18 protein-coding genes and 2 pseudogenes are annotated in these 21,480 nt (G+C 60.0%); 4 read left to right on the forward strand and 16 right to left on the reverse strand.

All coding sequences use genetic code 11. From position 1 onward, the window contains the following. Positions 1–158: 158 nt before the first annotated feature. The 4 genes from NVV94_RS15785 to NVV94_RS15800 form a co-directional block, all read right to left on the reverse strand. Complete coding sequence (locus NVV94_RS15785) at positions 159–341, reverse strand: DUF1289 domain-containing protein (protein ID WP_258443319.1); 183 nt, start codon at positions 339–341, stop codon at positions 159–161. A gap of 3 nt (positions 342–344) precedes the next feature. Continuing rightward, entirely contained in the window at positions 345–716 is a 372-nt protein-coding gene (locus tag NVV94_RS15790) for a hypothetical protein (protein ID WP_258443321.1), read from the reverse strand. Between the two features lie 96 nt (positions 717–812). After that, positions 813–965: a hypothetical protein gene (locus NVV94_RS15795; RefSeq protein WP_408733410.1), complete on the reverse strand. Its 153-nt coding sequence runs from the start codon at positions 963–965 to the stop codon at positions 813–815. After that, positions 965–1,498 (reverse strand): DUF3087 domain-containing protein, encoded by a 534-nt coding sequence (locus NVV94_RS15800; RefSeq protein ID WP_258443322.1) that lies wholly within the window; start codon positions 1,496–1,498, stop codon positions 965–967. The genes NVV94_RS15795 and NVV94_RS15800 overlap by 1 nt, the downstream gene beginning before the upstream one ends. 377 nt (positions 1,499–1,875) lie before the next feature. Between NVV94_RS15800 and NVV94_RS15805 the strand changes: the two genes are divergently transcribed. Further along, positions 1,876–2,232, forward strand: coding sequence for a DUF3077 domain-containing protein (locus NVV94_RS15805; RefSeq protein ID WP_258443323.1), 357 nt, complete (start codon positions 1,876–1,878; stop codon positions 2,230–2,232). Positions 2,233–2,275: 43 nt separating this feature from the next. On the opposite strand, the gene NVV94_RS15810 is transcribed toward NVV94_RS15805, so the two are convergent. From NVV94_RS15810 to psrA, 5 genes are all read right to left on the reverse strand, one after another. Further along, positions 2,276–3,160, reverse strand: coding sequence for a LysR substrate-binding domain-containing protein (locus NVV94_RS15810; protein WP_258443324.1), 885 nt, complete (start codon positions 3,158–3,160; stop codon positions 2,276–2,278). 271 nt (positions 3,161–3,431) lie between these two features. Beyond that, positions 3,432–4,718 (reverse strand): OprD family porin, encoded by a 1,287-nt coding sequence (locus NVV94_RS15815; RefSeq protein WP_258443325.1) that lies wholly within the window; start codon positions 4,716–4,718, stop codon positions 3,432–3,434. A gap of 131 nt (positions 4,719–4,849) precedes the next feature. Continuing rightward, positions 4,850–5,677 (reverse strand): phosphonoacetaldehyde hydrolase, encoded by an 828-nt coding sequence (phnX, locus tag NVV94_RS15820; RefSeq protein ID WP_258443326.1) that lies wholly within the window; start codon positions 5,675–5,677, stop codon positions 4,850–4,852. A gap of 114 nt (positions 5,678–5,791) precedes the next feature. Further along, positions 5,792–7,087 (reverse strand): MFS transporter, encoded by a 1,296-nt coding sequence (locus NVV94_RS15825; RefSeq protein ID WP_258443327.1) that lies wholly within the window; start codon positions 7,085–7,087, stop codon positions 5,792–5,794. A gap of 120 nt (positions 7,088–7,207) precedes the next feature. Then, the gene (gene psrA, locus NVV94_RS15830) at positions 7,208–8,299 is read right to left on the reverse strand and encodes an iron-containing alcohol dehydrogenase PsrA (RefSeq protein WP_258443328.1); all 1,092 of its coding nucleotides are present in this window, start codon (positions 8,297–8,299) and stop codon (positions 7,208–7,210) included. A gap of 145 nt (positions 8,300–8,444) precedes the next feature. Here psrA and NVV94_RS15835 point away from each other — a divergent pair. Beyond that, positions 8,445–8,870: pseudogene (locus NVV94_RS15835) on the forward strand (LysR substrate-binding domain-containing protein); the annotation flags it as partial. Positions 8,871–8,928: 58 nt separating this feature from the next. On the opposite strand, the gene NVV94_RS15840 reads toward NVV94_RS15835, so the two are convergent. After that, on the reverse strand, positions 8,929–9,804 hold the full coding sequence (locus NVV94_RS15840) for a LysR substrate-binding domain-containing protein (RefSeq protein ID WP_258443329.1): 876 nt from the start codon (positions 9,802–9,804) through the stop codon (positions 8,929–8,931). Positions 9,805–9,947: 143 nt separating this feature from the next. Between NVV94_RS15840 and NVV94_RS15845 the strand changes: the two genes are divergently transcribed. Together NVV94_RS15845 and NVV94_RS15850 are read left to right on the forward strand one after the other, a co-directional pair. Next, positions 9,948–10,139, forward strand: coding sequence for a Rid family hydrolase (locus NVV94_RS15845; RefSeq protein ID WP_258443330.1), 192 nt, complete (start codon positions 9,948–9,950; stop codon positions 10,137–10,139). Between the two features lie 46 nt (positions 10,140–10,185). Continuing rightward, positions 10,186–11,577 carry an FAD-dependent oxidoreductase gene (locus NVV94_RS15850; RefSeq protein WP_258443331.1) on the forward strand — a complete coding sequence of 464 codons (1,392 nt, stop codon included), beginning with the start codon at positions 10,186–10,188 and terminating at the stop codon, positions 11,575–11,577. A gap of 98 nt (positions 11,578–11,675) precedes the next feature. On the opposite strand, the gene acs is transcribed toward NVV94_RS15850, so the two are convergent. From acs to NVV94_RS15885, 6 genes and pseudogenes are all read right to left on the reverse strand, one after another. Continuing rightward, positions 11,676–13,631, reverse strand: coding sequence for an acetate--CoA ligase (gene acs / locus NVV94_RS15855; protein WP_258443332.1), 1,956 nt, complete (start codon positions 13,629–13,631; stop codon positions 11,676–11,678). A 66-nt stretch (positions 13,632–13,697) separates the two neighbouring features. Next, positions 13,698–15,529: pseudogene (locus NVV94_RS26950) on the reverse strand (methyl-accepting chemotaxis protein). Positions 15,530–15,599: 70 nt separating this feature from the next. Beyond that, complete coding sequence (locus NVV94_RS15870; protein WP_258443335.1) at positions 15,600–17,120, reverse strand: aldehyde dehydrogenase family protein; 1,521 nt, start codon at positions 17,118–17,120, stop codon at positions 15,600–15,602. A 119-nt stretch (positions 17,121–17,239) separates the two neighbouring features. Beyond that, complete coding sequence (locus tag NVV94_RS15875; RefSeq protein WP_258443336.1) at positions 17,240–18,577, reverse strand: MFS transporter; 1,338 nt, start codon at positions 18,575–18,577, stop codon at positions 17,240–17,242. A gap of 524 nt (positions 18,578–19,101) precedes the next feature. Beyond that, positions 19,102–19,302 (reverse strand): YbdD/YjiX family protein, encoded by a 201-nt coding sequence (locus NVV94_RS15880; RefSeq protein ID WP_258443337.1) that lies wholly within the window; start codon positions 19,300–19,302, stop codon positions 19,102–19,104. Between the two features lie 14 nt (positions 19,303–19,316). Beyond that, a complete protein-coding gene (locus NVV94_RS15885; protein WP_258443338.1) occupies positions 19,317–21,374 on the reverse strand; it encodes a carbon starvation CstA family protein in 2,058 nt (685 codons plus the stop codon). Positions 21,375–21,480: the final 106 nt, after the last annotated feature.

Genomic DNA, 21,480 nt, shown 5'->3' on the forward strand with positions numbered 1-21,480 from the left:
AAATCAATTGGAAAATTCGGTATCGACACCGCGAACCCATGGTCCGCTTCTGGCCGATTGTTGCCCCTCGCGAAGGACCGCCTTGGGTCGATTGCGGTCGGCAAAGTTCGGCCATCCGCAACCACACCCCCGACCGAGCAAACAAAGCCCCCAACGCCTCAAGCATTCTTTTTTCGCAGACCCTTCATGCGCAGGCTTGCTCGTTGCACAGCGGCCATCTTTTCGGGTCGCTTCATGCGCCTCCATTTTTTGATGTCTTCCTTGGTGCGGCCACAACTCACACACAGGTCACCGCTCAACTGGCAAACGGAAATACAGGGGTTTTCGATATCCTTGGCCACGTTTCAACCCCGAGCCTGGCGCTTGTGCGCCAGGCGTTGCTGCCAGTTGCCGGCATTGGCACGCTGACATTGCTCTTCACTGTCGAAATGCACATGGGCCGACACTGGACTGACGACGACATCCGCCTCATTCAACGCCACGGCCGTCAGTTCGACCATGCGCTCACCCTGCCCACTGGACAGGGCCCGGTCCTGGTTGGCCTGGGTATCGAAGACCCAGACCACCATCAGGCTCGCAGGGAACGTCGCGTAGTCCACCTCGTGGGTCAGCCAGCAGAACCCCACTATTTCTGCTTTGGCCGTTTCACAGGCCTCGGTCAGAGTAGCCGCCAAGCGACGCTCGATGTGCGCCTGATCGCGCTTGCTTAACCGCATGGGTGGTGTCCTTGAATGGCTGCCGGAGAAAAAAACCATCATACGATACCTCTTGGCCATTGAAGGTATCGCCTCAGGCTAGGCCTGCAAACCGACTCAAAACGCCCACTTCGTGGTCACCATCAAATTGCGCGGCTCCCCATAGAAAGTCGTATCAAAGTTGCCCAAGCCACTCAGATAGCGCTTGTCGAACATGTTGTTGGCATTGAGCGTGAAGGTCAGGTGCTCGTTGTACTCGTAACGGGTCATCAGGTCCCCGCACCCGCCTTCTGCACGGCCTCAAGCCAGGCCGGGTCCAATCGAGGCTGGTCGGTATCCATCCCCAGCGCCTCCATCGTCGCCTTGTGCTGGTCGATCTCGTGCACCATCTGGCTCAGGGCGCTGGAGTTGGCGTCCAGCTGGTGCATCTGGGTGACGCCCAGGTGATAGAACCGCAACAGTTTCATGGCCGCCGGGTCGCTGACCTGCACGCCCGTTTTGACGTGATGCATGACATTGGTCACGCTCATCAGGCTGCGCTTGAGTTGCCAGCCGTACACCGCCGCAGCCATCCACGGCTGCGACCAGAACTTCACCCGCAGCAGCACAATGCTCAGCACCAGGGCTGCCAGCACACCCGCCACGTTCAAGCGGAAATTATCCCCGCCCGGTACGCCGAACAGCATCACGGCAGCGCTGGACAGCACCATGGCCAGCGCGATGAAGACCAGCGCGATGACCAGGGTGCTGCGCCGGGTTTGCTGACGATAGGTTTCGGGGTTCTGCGGTTTGATCTCGAACATGAAGGTGGCGGGCTCTGAAAAAACGATGGCCGGCATTATCACCCGAGACGGCGTTCAAAAGAATTTGGCAGAGCGCTGTTGTCTGAAAAACATTGCGCAACTTAATGCCTTGCACCCAGCCGCAAAATCCCGCTAGCATTCGCCCGTCGCTGCAAATTCAGCGATCGGGCCTGGAAACCCGTGGAGCAATGGGCGCATAGGCGCCACCATAACGATTGCGGGCGCTTTTTTTGCGTCTGCACGTCTATGGCGGCTGTGCGTGGGAGACCTTCGGGTCTGCCGGGTTCCTATTGCCCCGGTTTTCCAGCCTGCGTACAGCTGCCACCCATTCGCCTGGAAACGAACGTGGTAGCTCAACTAGTGATAGGAGCTACACCATGATAAAAATCGTCCCCGACCCACCACTCAAGAAACCCACCGACCCCGCCTCTTCCCCTGGCACCATCCACCAAACCGCCACAACCCCCTTCGGCTCCTGCGACGCAGGCCACGCCCCGCTGTTCGCCGTATGCGCTGGCATCCCCGCCGAAGATGCCCTGGTGCATGCCTCGCTATTGCTTCGGGGCGCATTCGATACCGCCTATGCAGCGTGCGACAACGCCGGTGATAATCCGAAGAAAGGCTTGTTGTGGTCCACCCTGCATTCGGTGGAGATGGCCAAGGCGCTGATTGATGCCTTGCTCGATGGCGCCGAGTCGGGTGGCAAGCAAGCCGAGCCAGAGCCGACGTTATAGGCTGGCAACGCTGCACAAGGATGGCCCGAATGCCGGGCCATCCCTACCCTCCCCGCGCTGGCTCCGGGTGGGTGCTGGAATCGAAGAGCTCTGAAATAATCGGCCGATTACGACGTATTCCAAGGCAGCAAAGGTAATAGCTGATATGGAAAGGTTGTTCAACGAATGAGATCGCCTTGGTACCGGGTCTGTCGGCATACTCAACCGCTGATACGAAGCCGATGCCTATTCCTTGAACGACAGCATGGACGATAGCCTCCCGACTGTTGAGCTGCATGGCGCAGTCCAGGCTGACACCGTGTGCCTTACAGCCTTCTTCTACCAGCTGCCGGGTGCGCGAACCTTTCTCGCGCAGTACTACACGTTGACCGGTGATTTCCTTGACACTGACCTGCGTCTGGTTCGCCCACGGGTGGTCATCGCGAACCACAGCCAAAATCGGACAGGTTCGATATAGCTGCGTGCTCAAGCGGGGGTCGAACTCCGACAGTGCCAGAATCGCCACATCGATATCAAAGTTATACAAACGGTCCAGCGTTCCTGTTTCAGTGGTGAACGAGGTCTCCAGCTCGACGTCCGGATACTGCTGCATGAGAGCATAGGTCAGGCTCATGGCAATCGGCGGTGATACGGCACCGATGCGAAGCATTCCCTGCTTTCGCTGGCGGAAGCTCTGCAACAATTGCAAGGCCTCGTCCTCCTGGCCGAACAGGCCTTGGGTGATTTCATAGAGCATACGCCCTGCCGAACTCATTTCGATGTATCGTCCGCGGCGATGAAATAACTCCACCGAGAACTTTTTTTCCAGTGCACTGACTTGTTCGCTGATGGTTGGTTGGCCGACACTCAGGTACTCGGCGGCCAGGGTGAAGCTCCCCGTTCTGGCTACGGCATGGAAGGAGCGCAGCCACTTATGATACTGGTACATAAATAGTCCGATTCCTGAAGCGTCAATGAGCCTGCTTGTCTGTCCGATTTGTGCTGAAAAAAAGGTCGCCAGACCACTGAGGCACTACCCAGCGTGCTTTCGTATCTCAGAATGGCTGACGACCCAGGAGGGAATCGGCTGAAACTCAAACAGCTTCAAGATCGTGCGCTTTGTATCAGTTCAAATGATCACTACAGCGAGTTTCTCAGGCAGCATCCCTGCTATCGATTAAGCCGGCGCAGTTGGCAAACTGCAAGCTCGCTTAAGCGCCCTAAAAGTTGATCACATAGCTGGCGATCAGCCTGTTCTCGTCGGCGCTGTCAGCGTAATTCGAACGGTTTGTGGCGTTGCGCCAGCGGAGTGAAAAATTCTTCAGCGGCCCGGATTGAACGACGTAGGTGATATCCGTACTGCGCTCCCATTCGTGCCCCTCCTCCCCAAGGGCACGCAGCTCTGCGGCCTTACTGGTGTTGATATTGGCAGGGTCCACATCATCGCCCTTGACGTAACGCAGGTTGAAGGTCAGGCCGGGGACTCCCATTGTCGCAAAGTCATAACCGTAGCCGGCATACAAGGCTCGTTCATTGGCCAGGGAAAACGTGCTCACCAGCATTTCACCGAACAGGTAGGTGTCGGTACCCGCTATGTAAGCAAAGGCGGTATCGCCCCATCCCTTCTGATAACCAGCACTCAATGTGTGCCCTGCCAGGCTGTAGCCGAAATTGCTACTGAAGGTTCTGTTGTCAACCTCACCAACCAGCTTGCGGCCGCTTTCCCTGGCATCGAAGTAGCGCATTTCTGCAAACACCTTACCAGCACCCAACGGAGCATTGAGCTTCAGCCCGACGTAATCCCGTCGGAAGATATCCTCAAGCTCGCCTACGTGGTAGGACAGGATGAGATTGGGCATCACCTGGTAATCGAGCCCGGCATAAGTGTAGTGGTCACTGCTGACCTTGGTGGAATATCCCCCGAATTGAGACGTAGCCGTAAGATCTTCGGAATTGGAAGAGTCGCGTTGCTTGACCGAATCGACGCGTCCCAGCGTAACCGTCAGAGCATCGATGTCACGGGATACCAACTGCCCACCATTGAAGACCTGAGGCAACAGGCGGCTGTTGTTCGAAGACATCAGCGCAAGGACCGGATTCAACCCGCCGATGCGCAGCTCGCTCTTGGCCAATCGAGCCTTTGCAGTCAAAGACAGCTTGGAGTAGTCGTCTTCTGCGCGCTTGTCCGTTCCCCGCGGTAGAAGCCCGGTTCCAGTCCTGTCAGGACTGGAATCAAGCTTGAGGCCCAGCATTGCGATTGCATCCAAGCCGAAGCCAACCTTCCCCTCGGTGAACCCCGATTGCAGGTTCAATATGAAGCCTTGTGCCCACTCCTCCCGTTTCGATTGGCTCGGTGTTCCATCCCGAAAGTCTCGGCTGTAGTAGAAGTTCCGCAGTTCGAGTGCAGCTTTACCATCACCGACAAAGTCAGCGAATGCAGAGGGCGCGCATGGCGCAAGGGCAACGCAAAGGGCTGTTTTGAGGTAGCGATGAGGTCTTGTTGTCATTATTGTTCGATCTCTACTTTGAGTGGGTCACCCTGAGAAGTCTCTGGTCCGCCAAAAGAATACTCAGGTCGCTACCTGCCCGCCTCGATGCGCAAGTACAGGCAGGTAGCTCCAAAGGCTCAAAACACTCTTCAGCAGGCCTGCGGTACCTCACCGCGAGCCAGCCGCTGGTTGATGTCGTCGATCACCGCCGGCAGGTCGGTGATCGTGTCGATCAGGTAGTGCGGGCGCGAGCCTTCGAACATCTGAGCGATGCGTGCGCGCTCTTGCGTCAGCTGCTCCTCTGACAGAGCCTTGTACTGATCAAAAGTCAGGCCCAGGGCGTTACCGGAACAGGTCAGCGCGACAGTCCACATGCCAGCGCTGCGACCCTCGAGGATCCCTGGCCAGGTGTCATCGACCTTCACGCAGGCAGCCACGTCGTCGATACCCAAAGCGATCACATTGGCCAGGGCCTGGGCTGGGTGCGGGCGGCCATTGGGCACTTCGTCGGTGGCCACTACGTGGTCGGCGACGTAGCCATTCTGGCGAGCCAGCTCTACCACTTTCTCCATCACCACTGCCGGGTAACCGGAGCAGGAGCCGATCTTCAGGCCCTTGCCGCGCAAGGCGGCAATTGCGTCGAGAGCGCCAGGGATCAGTGCCGAATGCAGGGCGATCTTCTCGATCTGAAGCGGCATGAAGCGCTCGTAGAGAGCAGTGACGTCATCATCGGTCGGCAGGCGGTCGAAGGCGGCACGGTAGCGTTCAGCGATTTGCGGTTGGTTGCATAGGGTGCGGATGTGGTCCCACTTGCCCATGCCCATCGGGCCGCGAGCCTCTTCCAGGGAGACGGCGACACCGAACTCAGCGAAAGCTTCGACGAAAATCTGGGTTGGCGCGAAGGAACCGAAGTCGACGACGGTGCCCGCCCAGTCCAGGACTACAGCTTTCAGTTGGGTGGGTTGCTTGTATTGCATGGTGAATCTCCGATTTAGGGATGAGTGGGGACTCCCCTCTCGTACAAGAGGAGTGATCCCGTAGCTTGGTTATCAATATGGGTTAAGGCGGTGGTGACTCTGGCAGGATGCGTTTCAACGTCTGATAAATAGCGCGACCGCGGCGCTGGACAGGCAGGCGGCGGTTACCACGATGAATATCAACGAGGTATTCCCAGTGCTGTCGAGCATGCTGCCGATCAGGGGTTCGGCAAGACCGGCAAACAGGTAGGAAGCGAAGTTCATCACCCCTGTCGCGGTCCCGGCCCGTTTCGCGCCGACCAGATCAGGGCACAGTGCCCAGAAGCTGGAAGCAGGCCCGTAGACGAAGAAACCACACAGGAACAGCGCCACCAGGCCGATGCCGCTATGGGCAGGAAGGCTCCACATCCACAGACTGGTCAGCGCACCAAGGAACATGTAAAGCATGATCGCCAGGTAGCGCTTGGAGCCGAACAACTTGTCGGAAACCCAACCATTGCTCAGAGCGCCGATCGCCATACCAACCGGCAGGGCAACGGTGATCCACTTGGGGTCGATGAAGCTGTCACCGCTCTTCCAATCGGCACCCAGAAAGTGAACCGGCACCCAGACGATCAGGCCGTAGCGGGCGGCGTTCTGGAACCCCAGGGATACGGCGGCGATGATCAGTCGGAAGTTCTTCAGTACCGCCTTGTAGCGTTGCGCGGAAGTTTCCACTTCCCCATGGGCCACTTCTTTATCTTTGTCATCGGCGTTGGCAACACCGGTGTCGGCGAGTGGTTCGAAGCCAAGGTCTTGCGGGCGTTCACGGGCAACCAGGTAGAAGAGGATGCCACCGGCCAGCATCAGCAGAACCGGCAAACGGAAGATCCAGCGCCACTCCAGCTGCAACACTTCGAGAACGACGATCGAAGTAACGTAAGAAAGAATCGACGCACAACCGGCTGCGAACACGTAAAAGCCATAAACCTTGCCGCGCTCGCCAGCGCTCCACCAATTGGACAGCAGGCGACTGCCCGGCGCCCAGCCCAGTGCCTGGAAGTAGCCGTTGATACCCCAGGGCAAGATCAGGCTGACAAGGCCGCCGGCGAAGCTCGTCACCCAGTTGGCGCCACACGACAGCACGGCACCCAGACTCATGATGCGTCGGCCGCCGAACTTGTCGGCCAGGTTACCGTTGATTGCCTGGCCAATGGCGTACGCCCAGAGCATGGCAGCCGATGCCCAGCCGAGCGTTTCCTTGGTCAAGCCAAACTCGGCCTGGATGCCCGGAATGGCAAAACCGAAGGTCTGACGACCGGTGTAGAAAAACAAGTAACAGAACATGGCGGCCAGAAGCATCCGCCACTGGGCCACACGGAACGATGAGGTGGGTACTGCAAGGCCAGACAGGGTATCGGCACGATTCATGATGTTTTCCTTCTTGTTCGTTCCCGCCGGCCGGGGGCTAGCGGGGTGGCACTCTTTGTTGGTGCATCAGGAAATCGCCGCAGCTCGACGAGCCGCAGGCTGGGTTGGGGTGGCAGATCCCTAGGCGGCTCGCGAGCCGATGAAGTTCTTGCCGCGTGCGCCCTGCATGGCGAACTCAATGATCTCCTCGGCTTCCTTGGCCGTCACGCCATAATCGTTGAACTCCGTCTTCACCTGGAGGCTGTGAAGGAACTCGCGCAGCTGGGCCTGGGCCTTGGCCAGGTCATTGCCGAACACCCGTTGCAGGGTCCGGTCGCGCGCTTCGTCGCGGCCCCAGGCCAGGCCAAGGACCAGCGGCAGGGTGAAGGAGCAGGCGATGCCATGGGGCAGCCCATGGCGCAGGGTCATTTCGTAGGAGATGGAGTGGGCCAGCGCAGTCTTGGTGTTGGAAAAGGCCATTCCGGCCTTGAGCGCGGCCAACGCCATCCGCGAACGCAGCTCCCGGTCAGACAGGTCACGATGCAGCTTCGGCAAGCATTCGAGGATGTCCTCGATGGCCGAAATCGCGAAATTGTCCGAGATGGGGTTGGCATTGACGTTCCAGATCGATTCCAGTGCATGAGACAGTGCATCCAGCCCGGTCGAGACAGTAACGCCGGCAGGTACAGTCAGCATCAATTCCGGGTCGACTATGGCTACCGTGGGCCAGGTACTGTCCAGATGCAGCGAATACTTCTTCTGGCTGACAGAGTCCCAGATGGTGGCCCAAGGGGTAACTTCGCTCCCAGTACCGGCAGTAGTCGGCGCCGCGATCAGCGCTTTACTGCGAGCCGGGACGAAGGGCTTGCCAGTAGCCAACAAGGACAGCAGTTCGTCGAAGCTGCCCGTTTCGGTGCCAACGATCAGCGCCTTGGCCGTGTCGATAGCGCTGCCACCGCCCACGGCGATGACAGTCTGGCAGTCGCCAGCCTCGCGCCAGAAGCGTTCGTAGGTACTGCGCAACTGGGCGACATCCGGATTGGGCTGGACATCCTCGACCAGGTACACCAAGCGCTCGCCCAACAGGTCCTGGATACGATCAACCAAGCCCAGCCCGCGGGCCTCGGGGAAGGTCACCAGGGCTACCTTCTGGTCTTCGGTGAGGGAGACAAGCTGCTGGAGGCTGCCGCAGCCGAAGCGCGTGTCAACCGGATTGTGGAAACGAGCAGTCATGATGACTCCTTTGGTTTTTCTTGTTGTAGGAAGGTGTCGCCATAGTCGGCGACCCCGTCCAACAGCTCAAATCGATTGATTGCAGGCGTCGATCGGCCCAGCCGATACTGAGCGCAACACCGCGTCCAAACGCCGGGTGCACTCAGGCCGCCAATTACTGCCGATCGCACAACAACTGGGCATGCTTGAGCTGGAAGCATTCAACCTGCTGCGCGACTCGGGCAAGCTCAATCGCGGCCAGTTGAAGATCGGTGCCGTCGGCCCCTTCCATGCCATCGAGATGGTCGATGCCTACCGTCGCGACTACCCACAAATCGATATTTCGATTCGCATCGGCAACTCGGCATGCGTGTTGGCGGAGCTGGAAAACTACGTCACCGACGTCGGTGTGCTGGCGGGCCTGCATGAAGATCCGGCCTTCAGCGCCGAGCTGTATGCACGCCATCGGATCATCCTGTTTGCCAACGTCAACCATCCCCTTGCGCGCTGCGACGCAATCGAATTGGAAGCATTGCAGGGCCAGCCCTTACTTCGCCGCGAAAGCGGCTCGACGACCCGCGTGGCACTTGAATAGTCAGATTGTTTCGTCATTCCTGAATTGCATAGACAGGCGACCTGAACGCTGAGTCTCACTCAACCAGCCCCTCCCGAACCATGTCGAAAAAGGTCGTCAGGATACGCCGGGAGCTCTGCGCGCGCAGGCAGACCAATGTCTCGGTGAAGCACCGCTGACAGTCGACGATCGGCAAGCCACGAACCCGAGAATCAGAGCCCAGTTCGGCCGCCGAGACGACGCCGACACCCATGCCGATCGCCACGGCTTCGCGCGCCGCTTCGCGCCCCTCCACCTCGATCACCTTGCGGATGCGCAAGCCCGCCGTTGCCATCTCCTCCTCCAGGGACAGTCGCGTTACCGAGCCCTGTTCGCGCAGAACAAGGGGCGTGTTGTCCAGATCGGCGAGGCAGATTGATTCGCGCTGCGCCCAGGGATGGTCATGCGCGACGAAGGCGAGCATGGGATCGCTGCGCAGGTGCAGCGAAAGCAGGCGGTCGTCATCGATGCTGCGCCCCAGCAGGGCAATGTCTGCCTGATGGCCGAACAACCGCATCAGGACCTCATCGGTATTGGCGGTCTCAACCTTCACATCGACGCCGGGGTAACGGGTGCAGAAGCGTGCGACATAGGGCAAAACGTGCACAGGCGCATCCACGGCCAGGTTCAAGGTTCCCGTCGACAGGGTGCGGTAGTCCATCAGCATGTCGTGGGCATCGATGCTGATATCGAACAGGCGCTGGGTCAGGCCGAACAACCGCTCGCCCACCTCAGTCAGGCGCACCTGGCGCTTGTCGCGGTAGAACACCATCACCCCGTAGTAATCCTCGAGCTTGCGCACCTGGTCAGACACCGCTGGCTGGGACAGGCAGAGCTGCTCGGCCGCCCGAGTGAAGCTGCCATTGATTGCTACGGCGTGGAAGGCCTTGAGTTGTGCGTGGGAAATCGTCATTGGGGACCCATGTATAGGTTCAGCTTATTCATGCATACGATAAATCGATTTTATCTATCCACAATGACCTGCAAGCATGGTTTTCGCAAGCCGCTTGACCACTGTCTGACCAGTGCCGAGCCCCTATCAACCAGGAGAGCTTCATGGAAATTGAACGCTTCGCAGCGGTAAAACGCCGTTCGGAAATGGTCCAGTACGACAACCACCTCTACATCGGTGGCCAGGTCGCCGCTGACCTCAGTGGTGATATCGAAGCACAGACGCAGGAGGTGCTCGCCAACATCGAGCAGCTGCTGCTCAGTGTTGGCAGCAACCGCAAGCGGGCCTGCGGCTGACTCCGTCCTGAACCGCCACCCGAACTGACCCAACGGAGACGACCCCATGCGACCCTACTGGCTCGACCAAGCCCTGAAGAACCAACCCGCCACGCCCTGCCCGCCGCTGCGGCAGAACACCCGCGCCGATGTCTGCATCGTCGGTGGTGGCTACACCGGCTTGTGGACGGCAATCATGCTCAAGGAACAGAACCCCGACCTGGATGTGGTGATAGTCGAAGCCGACATCTGCGGTGCCGGTGCCAGTGGGCGCAACGGCGGCTGCGCACTGTCCTGGTCAGCCAAGTACTTCACCCTTGAGCGGCTGTTCGGTCGAGCCGAAGCGGTGCGCCTGGTGAAGGCCTCGGAAGACAGCATCAGGGCCATCGGCGACTTCTGTCAGCAGTACGCCGTGGATGCCGACTATCGCCTCGACGGCACCCTTTATACCGCAACCAACCGGGCACAGCAGGGTGCGACCGATGCCGTGGTCGCGGCCCTGGAGCGCAACGGCATCAACTCCTTCTCCAGGTGCCCGCTGCCCGACCTGCAGCGCATGGCCGGCTCGGCCCGGCACATCGAAGGCTGGTTCTCGCCAGCGGCTGCCAGCGTGCAGCCGGGTAAACTGGTACGTGGACTGCGCCGGGTCGCACTGGAACTTGGCGTGCGTATCTACGAAGGCTCGCCGATGACCGGCCTGGAACAAGGGCTGCCGGCCATCGTCAACACGCCGAACGGGCAAGTCGTCGCCAATCGCGTGGTGTTGGCCATCAACGCCTGGATGGCGCGTGCCTTTCCACAGTTCTCGCGCTCGGTAGCCATCGTCTCCAGCGACATGATCATCACCGAGCCGCGGCCTGACCTGCTCAAGCGAATCGGTTTGACCAGCGGGGTCACCGTACTCGACTCGCGGATTTTCGTGCACTACTACCACAACACCCCGGACGGCCGGATCATGCTCGGTAAAGGTGGCAACACCTTCGCTTACGGCGGCCGCATCCTGCCGGTGTTCGACCAGCCATCGCCCTACGAAGGGTTGTTGCGCAACACCCTGGCGGAGTTCTTTCCGGACTTTGCCGATGTCGGTATCGCCGCCACCTGGAATGGCCCCTCCGATCGCTCGGTCACGGGCCTGCCGTTCTTCGGCCGTATGGGCGCAAGCAGCAACATCTTCTATGGCTTCGGCTACTCCGGCAGTGGCGTCGGCCCCTGCCATATGGGTGGGCAGATCCTTTCCTCGCTGGTGCTGGGCCTGGACAACCCCTGGACGCGCTCGCCGCTGGTGCAAGGTCCGCTCGGCAATTTCCCACCGGAGCCAATCCGCTACTTGGGTTCCCTGATGGTGCGCAACGCCATTCGCCGCAAGGAGCATGCCGAGGACCACAACCGACGCCCGCGGCGACTGGATGTGCGCCTGGCAAAATTCGCCGCGGCCGCCGGCAAGGCGGACAAGGGGTAACAGGATTACGCGCTATCGGCTACAGGGTCCGGCTAGTGATACTGCGCGCACCAATAGAAGGCCCCGCCCGGCAAAGTGCCGGGCGGGGCCTGGGTTTATCAGGCGACGTTCATGGTCTTGTGGGTATCGATCAGGTGCTGCACCACACTCGGGTCGGCCAGGGTGGAGATATCGCCCAGGGCGTCATACTCGGCCGTGGCGATCTTGCGCAGGATACGCCGCATGATTTTCCCGGAACGGGTCTTGGGCAAGCCTGGCGCCCACTGGATCACATCCGGCGAAGCGATCGGGCCGATCTCCTTGCGCACCCAGTTTCTCAGCTCGATGCGCAGCGCGTCGTTGGCCTCCTCGCCACCGTTGAGGGTGACATAGACATAGATGCCCTGCCCTTTGATGTCGTGCGGCACACCGACCACGGCCGCTTCGGCGACTTTCGGGTGGGCGACCATGGCACTCTCGATCTCGGCCGTGCCCATGCGGTGGCCGGAGACGTTGAGCACGTCATCGACGCGACCGGTGATCCAGTAGTAGCCGTCTTCATCGCGACGGGCGCCGTCACCGGTGAAATACATGCCACGGAAGGTCTTGAAGTAGGTATCGACGAAACGGTCATGGTCGCCGTACAGGGTCCGCGCCTGGCCCGGCCAGGAATCGAGAATCACCAGGTTGCCCTCGGCCGCGCCCTCGATCAGGTTGCCCAGGTTATCCACCAGCGCCGGCACCACGCCGAAGAACGGGCGGGTCGCCGAGCCCGGCTTGAGCGCCGTTGCGCCCGGCAATGGGCTGATCAGTACGCCCCCGGTCTCGGTCTGCCACCAGGTGTCGACGATCGGGCAGCGTTGCTGGCCGACCGTGTTGTAGTACCAGTTCCAGGCTTCGGGGTTGATCGGCTCGCCCACCGAACCGAGCAGGCGCAGGCTGGAGCCATCGGCGCCGGCCACGGCCGCCTGCCCTTCGGCCATCATGGCGCGAATGGCGGTTGGCGCGGTGTAGAGGATGTTGACCTGGTGCTTGTCGATGATTTTCGACACGCGGGTGATGTCCGGATAGTTCGGCACACCCTCGAACAGGACGGTGGTGGCGCCGTTGGCCAGCGGCCCGTAGACGATGTAACTGTGGCCGGTGACCCAACCGACGTCGGCGGTGCACCAGTAGACCTCGCCCGGCTTGTAGTCGAACACCCGCTCATGGGTCAGTGCGGCATACACCAGGTAACCGCCGGTGGTGTGCTGCACGCCCTTGGGCTTGCCGGTGGAGCCGGAGGTGTAGAGGATGAACAGGGCCTCTTCGGCGCCCATCTCCTTGGGCGCGCAATGGCTCGACGCAACCTTCATCAGGTCTTCGTACCAGATGTCGCGATGCTGGTGCCAGGCGATGTCGCCACCGGTGCGCTTGCACACGATGATTTTCTGCACGCTGGCGGTTTCCGGGTTGGTCAGCGCCAGGTCGACATTGGCCTTGAGCGCCGTCCGCTTGCCGCCACGCAGGCCTTCGTCGGCGGTAATCACCACTTTGGACTTGCAGTCGATGATCCGCCCGGCCAGGGCTTCGGGCGAGAAGCCACCGAACACCACCGAGTGGATCGCGCCGATGCGGGCACAGGCCAGCATCGCCACCACGGCCTCGGGGATCATCGGCATGTAGATGGTGACCACATCACCACGGTGCACATCCTGACCGCGCAGGGCGTTGGCGAACTTGCAGACCTCGGTGTGCAGTTCGCGGTAGGTGATGTTGCGATGTTCGGAAGGATCGTCGCCTTCCCAGATGATTGCCACTTGATCGCCGCGCTCGGCCAGATGACGGTCGAGGCAGTTGTAGGAGACGTTCAGCGTACCGTCGGCAAACCATTTGATATCGACATGGTGGTCGTCGAAGGAGGTCTGCTTGACCTTGGTAAAGGGCTTGATCCAGTCGAGGCGCTGGGCTTGCTCGCGCCAGAAGCCGTCCGGGTTGATCACCGACTGCTGGTACATGGCCTTGTAGGTGGCCTCATCGGTCAACGTGGTGGCCGCTACCTCGGGACGAACGGGATACAGGGAAGCCGCACTCATCTTTGTTACCTCGGTGGAATAGTTGTTTTTGTATGGGCTGTTTGGGGCTGCCATTGAACGGCGAACTCATACCCTGAAACGGCTGAGTTGTCTGTCTTGTTGGCCGACCTGCTCCACCATCATTGAGCATTGGCTGACCTGCAGCTCGGCACTCCCGGAAACTTCAAGGCTGATATCGCGGATGTTGGTCGTGTTGCGATTGATTTCCTCGGTAGTGGCGCTCTGTTCTTCAGCGGCTGCGGCAATCTGCAGGTTCATGTCATTGATGCGATTGATCGCATCACGTATGCGCCCGAGCACATCATTGGCGGCATTGGCATCTTCGGCGGTCTTGCTGGCGGTGTCGCGGCTTTGCTGCATCTGTGTCTGGGCCTGTTTCACTCCCGTCTGCAATTGGTCGATCATCTGGCGTATTTCCCGAGTGGACTGCTGAGTGCGCGAGGCAAGGGAGCGCACCTCATCGGCAACCACAGCGAAACCGCGGCCCGATTCGCCAGCGCGTGCCGCCTCGATGGCGGCATTGAGTGCGAGCAGATTGGTTTGATCGGCAATGCTGGTGATAACCGAGAGGATCGATTCGATGCTTTGACTGAGCGTGGACAACTCATTGATGGCGTGATCAGTGTTGTCCATTTCCTCAGCCAAGCGCTGAATTGCTCCGGTTGACCTGGAGACCAGGGCGACCCCGCTTGCCGTTTCATCGTTGGCGGCGATCGCAGCCTGGGCTGCGGCTTGAGCATTGCGCGCGACGTCTTCGGCCGTAGAGGCCATCTCCTGCATGGCAGTGGCCAGCTGGTCCAATTCTTGTAACTGGAGCTGAACGCGGTTCGCCGCCTGATCATCACATCGCCGATGAGCGTTTTCAGGTTCTGCAGGAACCGATTGAATTCCTTTGAGACGAGCGCAATTTCATCATTGCCGGTCACGGGTAGTTGGCGGGTCAGGTCGCCTTCCCCACGATTTATGTCTGCCAGCGATTCTTTGAGTTGGTCCAGAGGCCAGAGCAGTCGTCTCACCAGCAACCCCAATATCAGCAGGCTGATTATCACGCCGAGGCTGGTACCGATGACTGCTCGCCAGCTCAGGACATGGGCCGCGGCCATGACGATGTCTTGATCCAGCACTACACCGATATACCAGTCCATGCCCTTCAGATGGGAAAGCGGAATGAAGGATACCAGGAGGGCCTTTTCTCCACTGTTGACCTCCTGGAGCTGGCTGTTAAGCGGTGGAAGGTTGCCTGCGAAAAGCTCGCTATAGGGCTTGCCGTTCAACTGGGCGTGCGGGTGGGAAATGATGTTGCCGTTTCGACTCAGCAGGAATGCATAGCCGGCCCCGCCAAAATCCAGCGTATTGATGGCGTCGGCAACCGCATTCAGGCGGATGTCACCACCAAACACGCCGAGCAACTGACCGGCATCGCTGATCCTGGCGACAGCCGAGATCAGGATTTCCCCCGTGGTGGAGTCCTTGTAGGGCTCGGTCAGAACGGCGTGGCTGCCTGCCTTGCCGGTCGCGTACCAAGGTCGCGAGCGACCATCATAGTCAGGTTTGGGATTCCAGGATGCGGTGTTCTTGATGGGTTTCCCGTCGGACTGAAGGGCGCCGAACACAAGCTTGAATTCATCCTTCAATATTGGGGAATCGATGATGCGTTGGGTGGCTTCTGGACTGTACTGGCGGTCGATAGCCTGGGCCGCCAAGTCCATCAGACGGAGTTTGGCGTTCAGCCAGTTTTCGATCTGCCGTGCCACGGCATTGCTCGATTCGGAGATGCTTGCCTCGACTTGATTGCGCAGTATCGTACGTATCTGACCTACCTGGACCAGAGATAGCAGACTGGTTGTCATGAACAGCACGCAGGCAGCCACAAGGCTTACCTTGTAACGGATTTTCATCGAGGGCTCCAAAGGATCATCGCTCCTCGACAGCGCATATTGCTCGCTGTCGAGGGCGCCTGGCAGGGTCTTAGAAGAAGCCCAGCGGATTGATGTCGTAGCTGACCAGCAGGTTTTTGGTCTGCTGGTAGTGGTCGAGCATCATTTTGTGGGTTTCACGACCCACGCCGGACTTCTTGTAACCGCCGAACGCGGCATGCGCCGGGTACAGGTGGTAGCAGTTGGTCCAGACGCGACCGGCCTTGATCCCGCGGCCCATGCGGTAGGCGCGGTTGATGTCGCGGGTCCAGAGGCCGGCGCCGAGGCCGAACTCGGTGTCGTTGGCGATGGCCAGGGCTTCGGCTTCGTCCTTGAAGGTGACAATGCTGACCACCGGGCCGAAGATTTCCTCCTGGAACACGCGCATCTTGTTGTGGCCCTTGAGCAGGGTCGGCTGGATGTAGTAGCCGCTGGCGAGGCTACCCTCGAGCTTTTCCACCTTGCCGCCGGTCAGCAGCTCGGCACCTTCTTCCTTGGCGATGTCCAGGTACGAGAGGATCTTGTCGAACTGCTGTTCGGAGGCCTGGGCGCCGACCATGGTCTCGGTGTCGAGCGGGTCGCCACGCTTGATCTGCGCGACCTTCTTCATCACCACTTGCATGAATTCGTCGTAGATCGACTCTTGCACCAGTGCACGGGAAGGGCAGGTGCAGACTTCGCCCTGGTTGAAGAACGCCAGGACCATGCCTTCTGCGGCTTTTTCAATGAAGCTGGGTTCGGCTTGCATGATGTCGGCGAAGAAGATGTTCGGCGACTTGCCGCCCAATTCCACGGTCGAGGGGATGATGTTCTCGGCCGCGCATTTCATGATGTGCGAGCCGACCGGAGTGGAACCGGTGAAGGCGATCTTGGCGATGCGCTTGCTGGTGGCCAGCGCTTCACCGGCTTCTCGGCCATAGCCCTGCACGATGTTGAGTACGCCAGGCGGCAGCAGGTCGCCGATCAGCTCGACCAGTACGGTGATGCCCAGCGGCGTTTGTTCGGCTGGCTTGAGCACTACGCAGTTGCCCGCTGCCAGGGCTGGTGCGAGTTTCCAGGCGGCCATCAGGATCGGGAAGTTCCAGGGGATGATCTGGCCAACCACGCCCAGCGGTTCATGGATGTGATAGGCCACGGTGTTGCCGTCGATTTCCGCAGCGCTGCCTTCCTGGGCGCGCAGGCAGCCGGCGAAGTAGCGGAAATGGTCGGCGGCCAGCGGGATGTCGGCGTTCAGGGTTTCGCGAATCGCCTTGCCGTTGTCCCAGGTTTCGGTGATAGCCAGGGTTTCGAGGTTCTGTTCGATGCGGTCGGCGATTTTCAGCAGGATCAGGGAACGTGCCTGCACCGAGGTGTTGCCCCAGGCATCGGCGGCAGCATGGGCGGCATCGAGGGCTTTTTCGATGTCCTCGGCCGTGGAACGTGGAAATTCGGCGATCGGCTGGCCGTTCACCGGCGAAGTATTGGTGAAGTACTGACCCTTGACCGGCGCGACGAATTCGCCACCGATGAAATTGCCGTAACGGGATTTGAAGGAAACGATGGCGCCTTCAGTACCGGGATGTGCATAACGCATGGTGAGTATCTCCTGGTTCTTGTACTTGGTTGGGGGGCGCGCCGTAACACGTGCAAGTCGATGGCTGCCCCCGGCGCCAATCAGGTGCCTTGTGGCTCCTGGGGATGGCGAGTTGGGGTTCAGGACTGGGCGCCGGCTATTGCCGGTTGTCCGGTGGCCGGAAAGCTGCCCGGCGCTTCCAGGGTTTGCGGGCGACTGTTCCAGAACGGCACCAGCATCAGACTGGCCAGCAGCGCCGAGGCAGTGAACACCAGGAACACGGTGATGGTGTCGAAGTAGCCCGGTAGCAGGCCGCCGAGAATAGCGCCCACCGAGCCGCAGCCGTTGACGAAGCCCGCGGCGGAGCCGGCGCTGTCCTGCTTGCCGAAGTCGATGGCGGCCGAGCCGCTAATCATTGAATCCGGCCCGTAGAGGGTCATGCCCATCATGAACAGCAGGCCGACCACCAGGTACAGGCTGCCGCTCTGCATGGCAGGGACGAACAGCGCCAGGCATACGGTCAGGACCAGCAGGCTGAGCACACAGGCGGGTATGCGGCGGGCGCCGAACAGCTTGTCGGAGGCGAAACCGATGAGGATCGGGCCCACCAGACCGGCCACTTCGAAGGCGGTGGGAACGATGGCCGATGCCACCTTGCCGATCGCGGGCATGCGTTCATAGACGATCACCGGGCCCCACAGGAGGATGGCATAGCGCGCCGGCTTGAGCATGAAGTAGGCAAGCCCGAGCACCAGCACGGTGCGGTTCTTCATGATATTGCGCAGGCCGGTCCAGTGGCTTTCACGCGGGCCCGTGGCGATGCTGGTGGGCTCAACCTCGACGGGTGGAAGCCCGACGTCCTGTGGTCGGTTGCGTTGCAGGAAGTAGAACAGTACGGCGACGACCATCACCACTAGCGCACTGGAGATGAAGGACATGCGCCAGTCGTGGAAAACCTGGTAGGCCCACCACCCGGCGAAGGGCGTTGCCACCAGACCGCCGAAGGCATAGCAGGTGCACCAGTAGCCGAGTACGCGGCCGCGTTCGCGGGTGGCGAAGAAGCTACCGATGTTCTTGCACAGGCCCGACCAGCCGGTGGACTGGGCGAGACCCTGTACCAGCATGCAGGTGACGAAGATCGGCAGAGTGGCGAAGGTACCCATGACCAGGGCCGCCAGCGAGGAGATGATAAGACCGCCCAGTACGACCACGCGAGGGCCGAAGCGGTCGGCGACGAAGCCCCAGGTGAACTGGCCAATGGCATAGGCCACCAGGTAGAGGGCATCGAGGTTGGCCATCGTGGCCTTGTCGAGCAAGAAGCTCGAGTCTTCGCCGATGCCGAGCTTGGCGACGGAGAAGGCCTTGCGGGTGAAATAGAAGGCGGCATAGGCCACCCAGGTGATGAGGAAGATCTGGACGCGCCAGCGCTGGAGGGATTTCCAGCCGCTTGCGAGGGCTCCCGCGGTGTTGTTGTTCATGGTGTTCTGACTCTGCGTGGGTTGCCGGACAGCGCAAATGGATGTTGTTTTTGTTTTCGGTACTGCTGGTCTGTCAAAACGCACGACCTGGGTCAGATGGCATTGGGCGTGGCGTCAGGCTTGGGATTGGATTCCGGTTGTCGATGGCTCCTGCCCGGCGCTGCCGAGCGGTGATTTACCAGTTCGAAAAAAGGTCGCCGCCACTAAGGCGTTATACGCAGCACCTTCGCTTGGACGGCGGCGACCTGAAAGGAGGGGGCCAGAGGCTGGTTGAAAGTAGGAAGTTCGGCTTTGGTCATGATCTTCTCCGGCGGTATTGTTTTTGTAAGGAGTGATGTATGGAGTAATAGGACCACTTCCCAAAAAATAAATGAAATCGATTTATTGCATGTCAAAAATAAGCTGAGCTTATTAATTGACCTCAACCGCCCAACAATAAAAAAACCCGGCTGACAAGGCCGGGTTTTTTTATTGCGCTCGATTCGAGCGTTTAAGTGTCCTCAGGATGGACTCTGTGTTGACAATCAACAGCAGCGAGTCTGTCCATTCCCGCCTCCGTAACGAGCCTCCTGGCGCTCCCGAAAGAACACCTCGTAGCTCATCAGCGGCTTGTCCGGGTGTTTGGTGTGCATATGCTCGACGTAGGTGTCGTAGTCGGGCATGCCGACCATCAGGCGCGCGGCCTGACCAAGATATTTACCGAGGCGACTCAGGTCATTGAACATGTTGCAATCCTCGATCAAGCGTCCGGCAGAGCCTGGAATGGCGATTCTTTATCCGTACGTTCCTTGCTGCCCCATGCGGCGATACCGACCTTGAGGGCAAAGAACAGGATGCTGAATACCACGAGCAGGAACAGCACCGTCAGCGTTGCGTTGGTGTAGGCGTTGTAGATCACGTGCTGCATCTGGGTGATGTCCTTGGCCGGCGCGAGGATCTGACCGTTGGCCAGGGCATCACTGTATTTCCTGGCCAGCGCCAGGAAGCCGATCGCCGGGTTGGCGTCGAACAGCTTGATGAAGCCTGCGGTGGTGGTGCAGATCAGCAGCCACACGGCTGGCAACATGGTGACCCAGACGTAGCGTTGGCGTTTCATTTTGATCAGTACGACAGTCGCCAGCATCAGCGCGATACCGGCCAGCATCTGGTTGGAGATACCGAACAGCGGCCACAAGGTGTTGATGCCACCCAGCGGGTCGATCACGCCCTGGTACAGCAGGTAACCCCACATCGCCACGCAGCCGGCGGTGGCGATCAGGTTGGCGGTCCACGACTCGGTGCGTTTGAGCGATGGCACGAACGAGCCGAGCAAGTCCTGCAGCATGAAGCGTCCGGCACGGGTACCGGCGTCTACAGCAGTCAGGATGAACAGCGCTTCGAACAGGATCGCGAAGTGGTACCAGAACGCCATGGTGTTTTCACCCGGCAGAACGTGGTGCAGGATCTGCGCGATCCCCACCGCCAGGGTCGGCGCACCGCCGGCACGGGCCAGGATGGTGGTTTCACCGATGTCCTTGGCCACCGTTTGCAGGGCTTCAGGAGTAATGGCAAAACCCCAGCTGCTGACCGTCTGAGCCACCGAAACGGCATCACTGCCGACAATGGCTGCCGGGCTGTTCATCGCAAAATAGACGCCCGGCTCGATCACCGAAGCGGCAACCATTGCCATGATCGCCACGAAGGACTCCATCAACATGCCGCCGTAACCGATGTAACGGGCATGGCCTTCGCTGGCGAGCAACTTGGGTGTAGTGCCCGAAGCAATCAGCGCGTGGAAGCCGGACACCGCACCACAGGCGATGGTGATGAACAGGAACGGGAACAACCCGCCCTTCCACACCGGCCCGGTACCGTCGGTGAACTGGGTCAGTGCCGGCATTTTCAGCTCGGGCATGGTGATCAGGATGCCAATCGCCAAAGCGACGATGGTGCCGATCTTGAGGAAGGTCGACAGGTAATCGCGCGGTGCCAGAATCAGCCACACCGGCAACACCGCGGCGACGAAACCGTAGCCAATCAGCATCCAGGTAATCTGGATGCCGGTGAAGGTAAAGGCTTTGGCCCAGACCGGATCGGCGGCAATCTGCCCGCCCAGCCAGATCGAACCCAGCAGCAACAGCACGCCGACAACAGAGATTTCACCGATGCGGCCCGGGCGGATGTAGCGCATGTAAATGCCCATGAACATTGCGATCGGGATGGTCGCCATCACCGTGAAAATACCCCACGGGCTTTCGGCCAGGGCCTTGACCACGATCAGTGCCAGCACCGCGAGGATGATGATCATGATCAGGAAGCAGCCAAACAGCGCGATGGTGCCGGGGATGCGGCCCATTTCTTCACGGACCATATCGCCCAGGGAACGGCCGTTACGGCGGGTGGACATGAACAGAACCATGAAGTCCTGAACGGCACCGGCCAGCACCACCCCGGCAATCAGCCACAGCGTACCGGGCAGATAGCCCATCTGCGCCGCCAATACCGGACCGACCAGCGGCCCCGCGCCGGCGATGGCCGCGAAGTGGTGACCGAAGAGGACGTGTTTGTTGGTCGGCACGTAGTCCAGACCATCATTGTTGAGCACAGCGGGAGTGGCTCGATTGGGATCGAGTTGCATCACCTTGTTGGCGATGAACAGGCTGTAATAGCGGTAGGCAACAAGATAGATAGCGACTGCTGCGACTACGATCCAGAGGGCGTTGATGGCTTCGCCGCGGCGCAGGGCCACGACACTCAGCGCAAACGCTCCCAGGACAGCCACGGCAAACCAGGCGAGGTGTTTAGCCAGACGGGGCATAGCGTGTCTCCTGCCGACAGCCAGTGGACTGCGGCGGTAATTTTTATAATTGTGTCCGCTGTGCGGAACTGGCCCAATATCCGCGCATCCCGTCTACAAATAAATC

Origin of the sequence: Pseudomonas sp. LS1212 (assembly GCF_024741815.1) — a bacterium.
In the GTDB taxonomy this organism is placed as follows: Bacteria; Pseudomonadota; Gammaproteobacteria; order Pseudomonadales; family Pseudomonadaceae; genus Aquipseudomonas.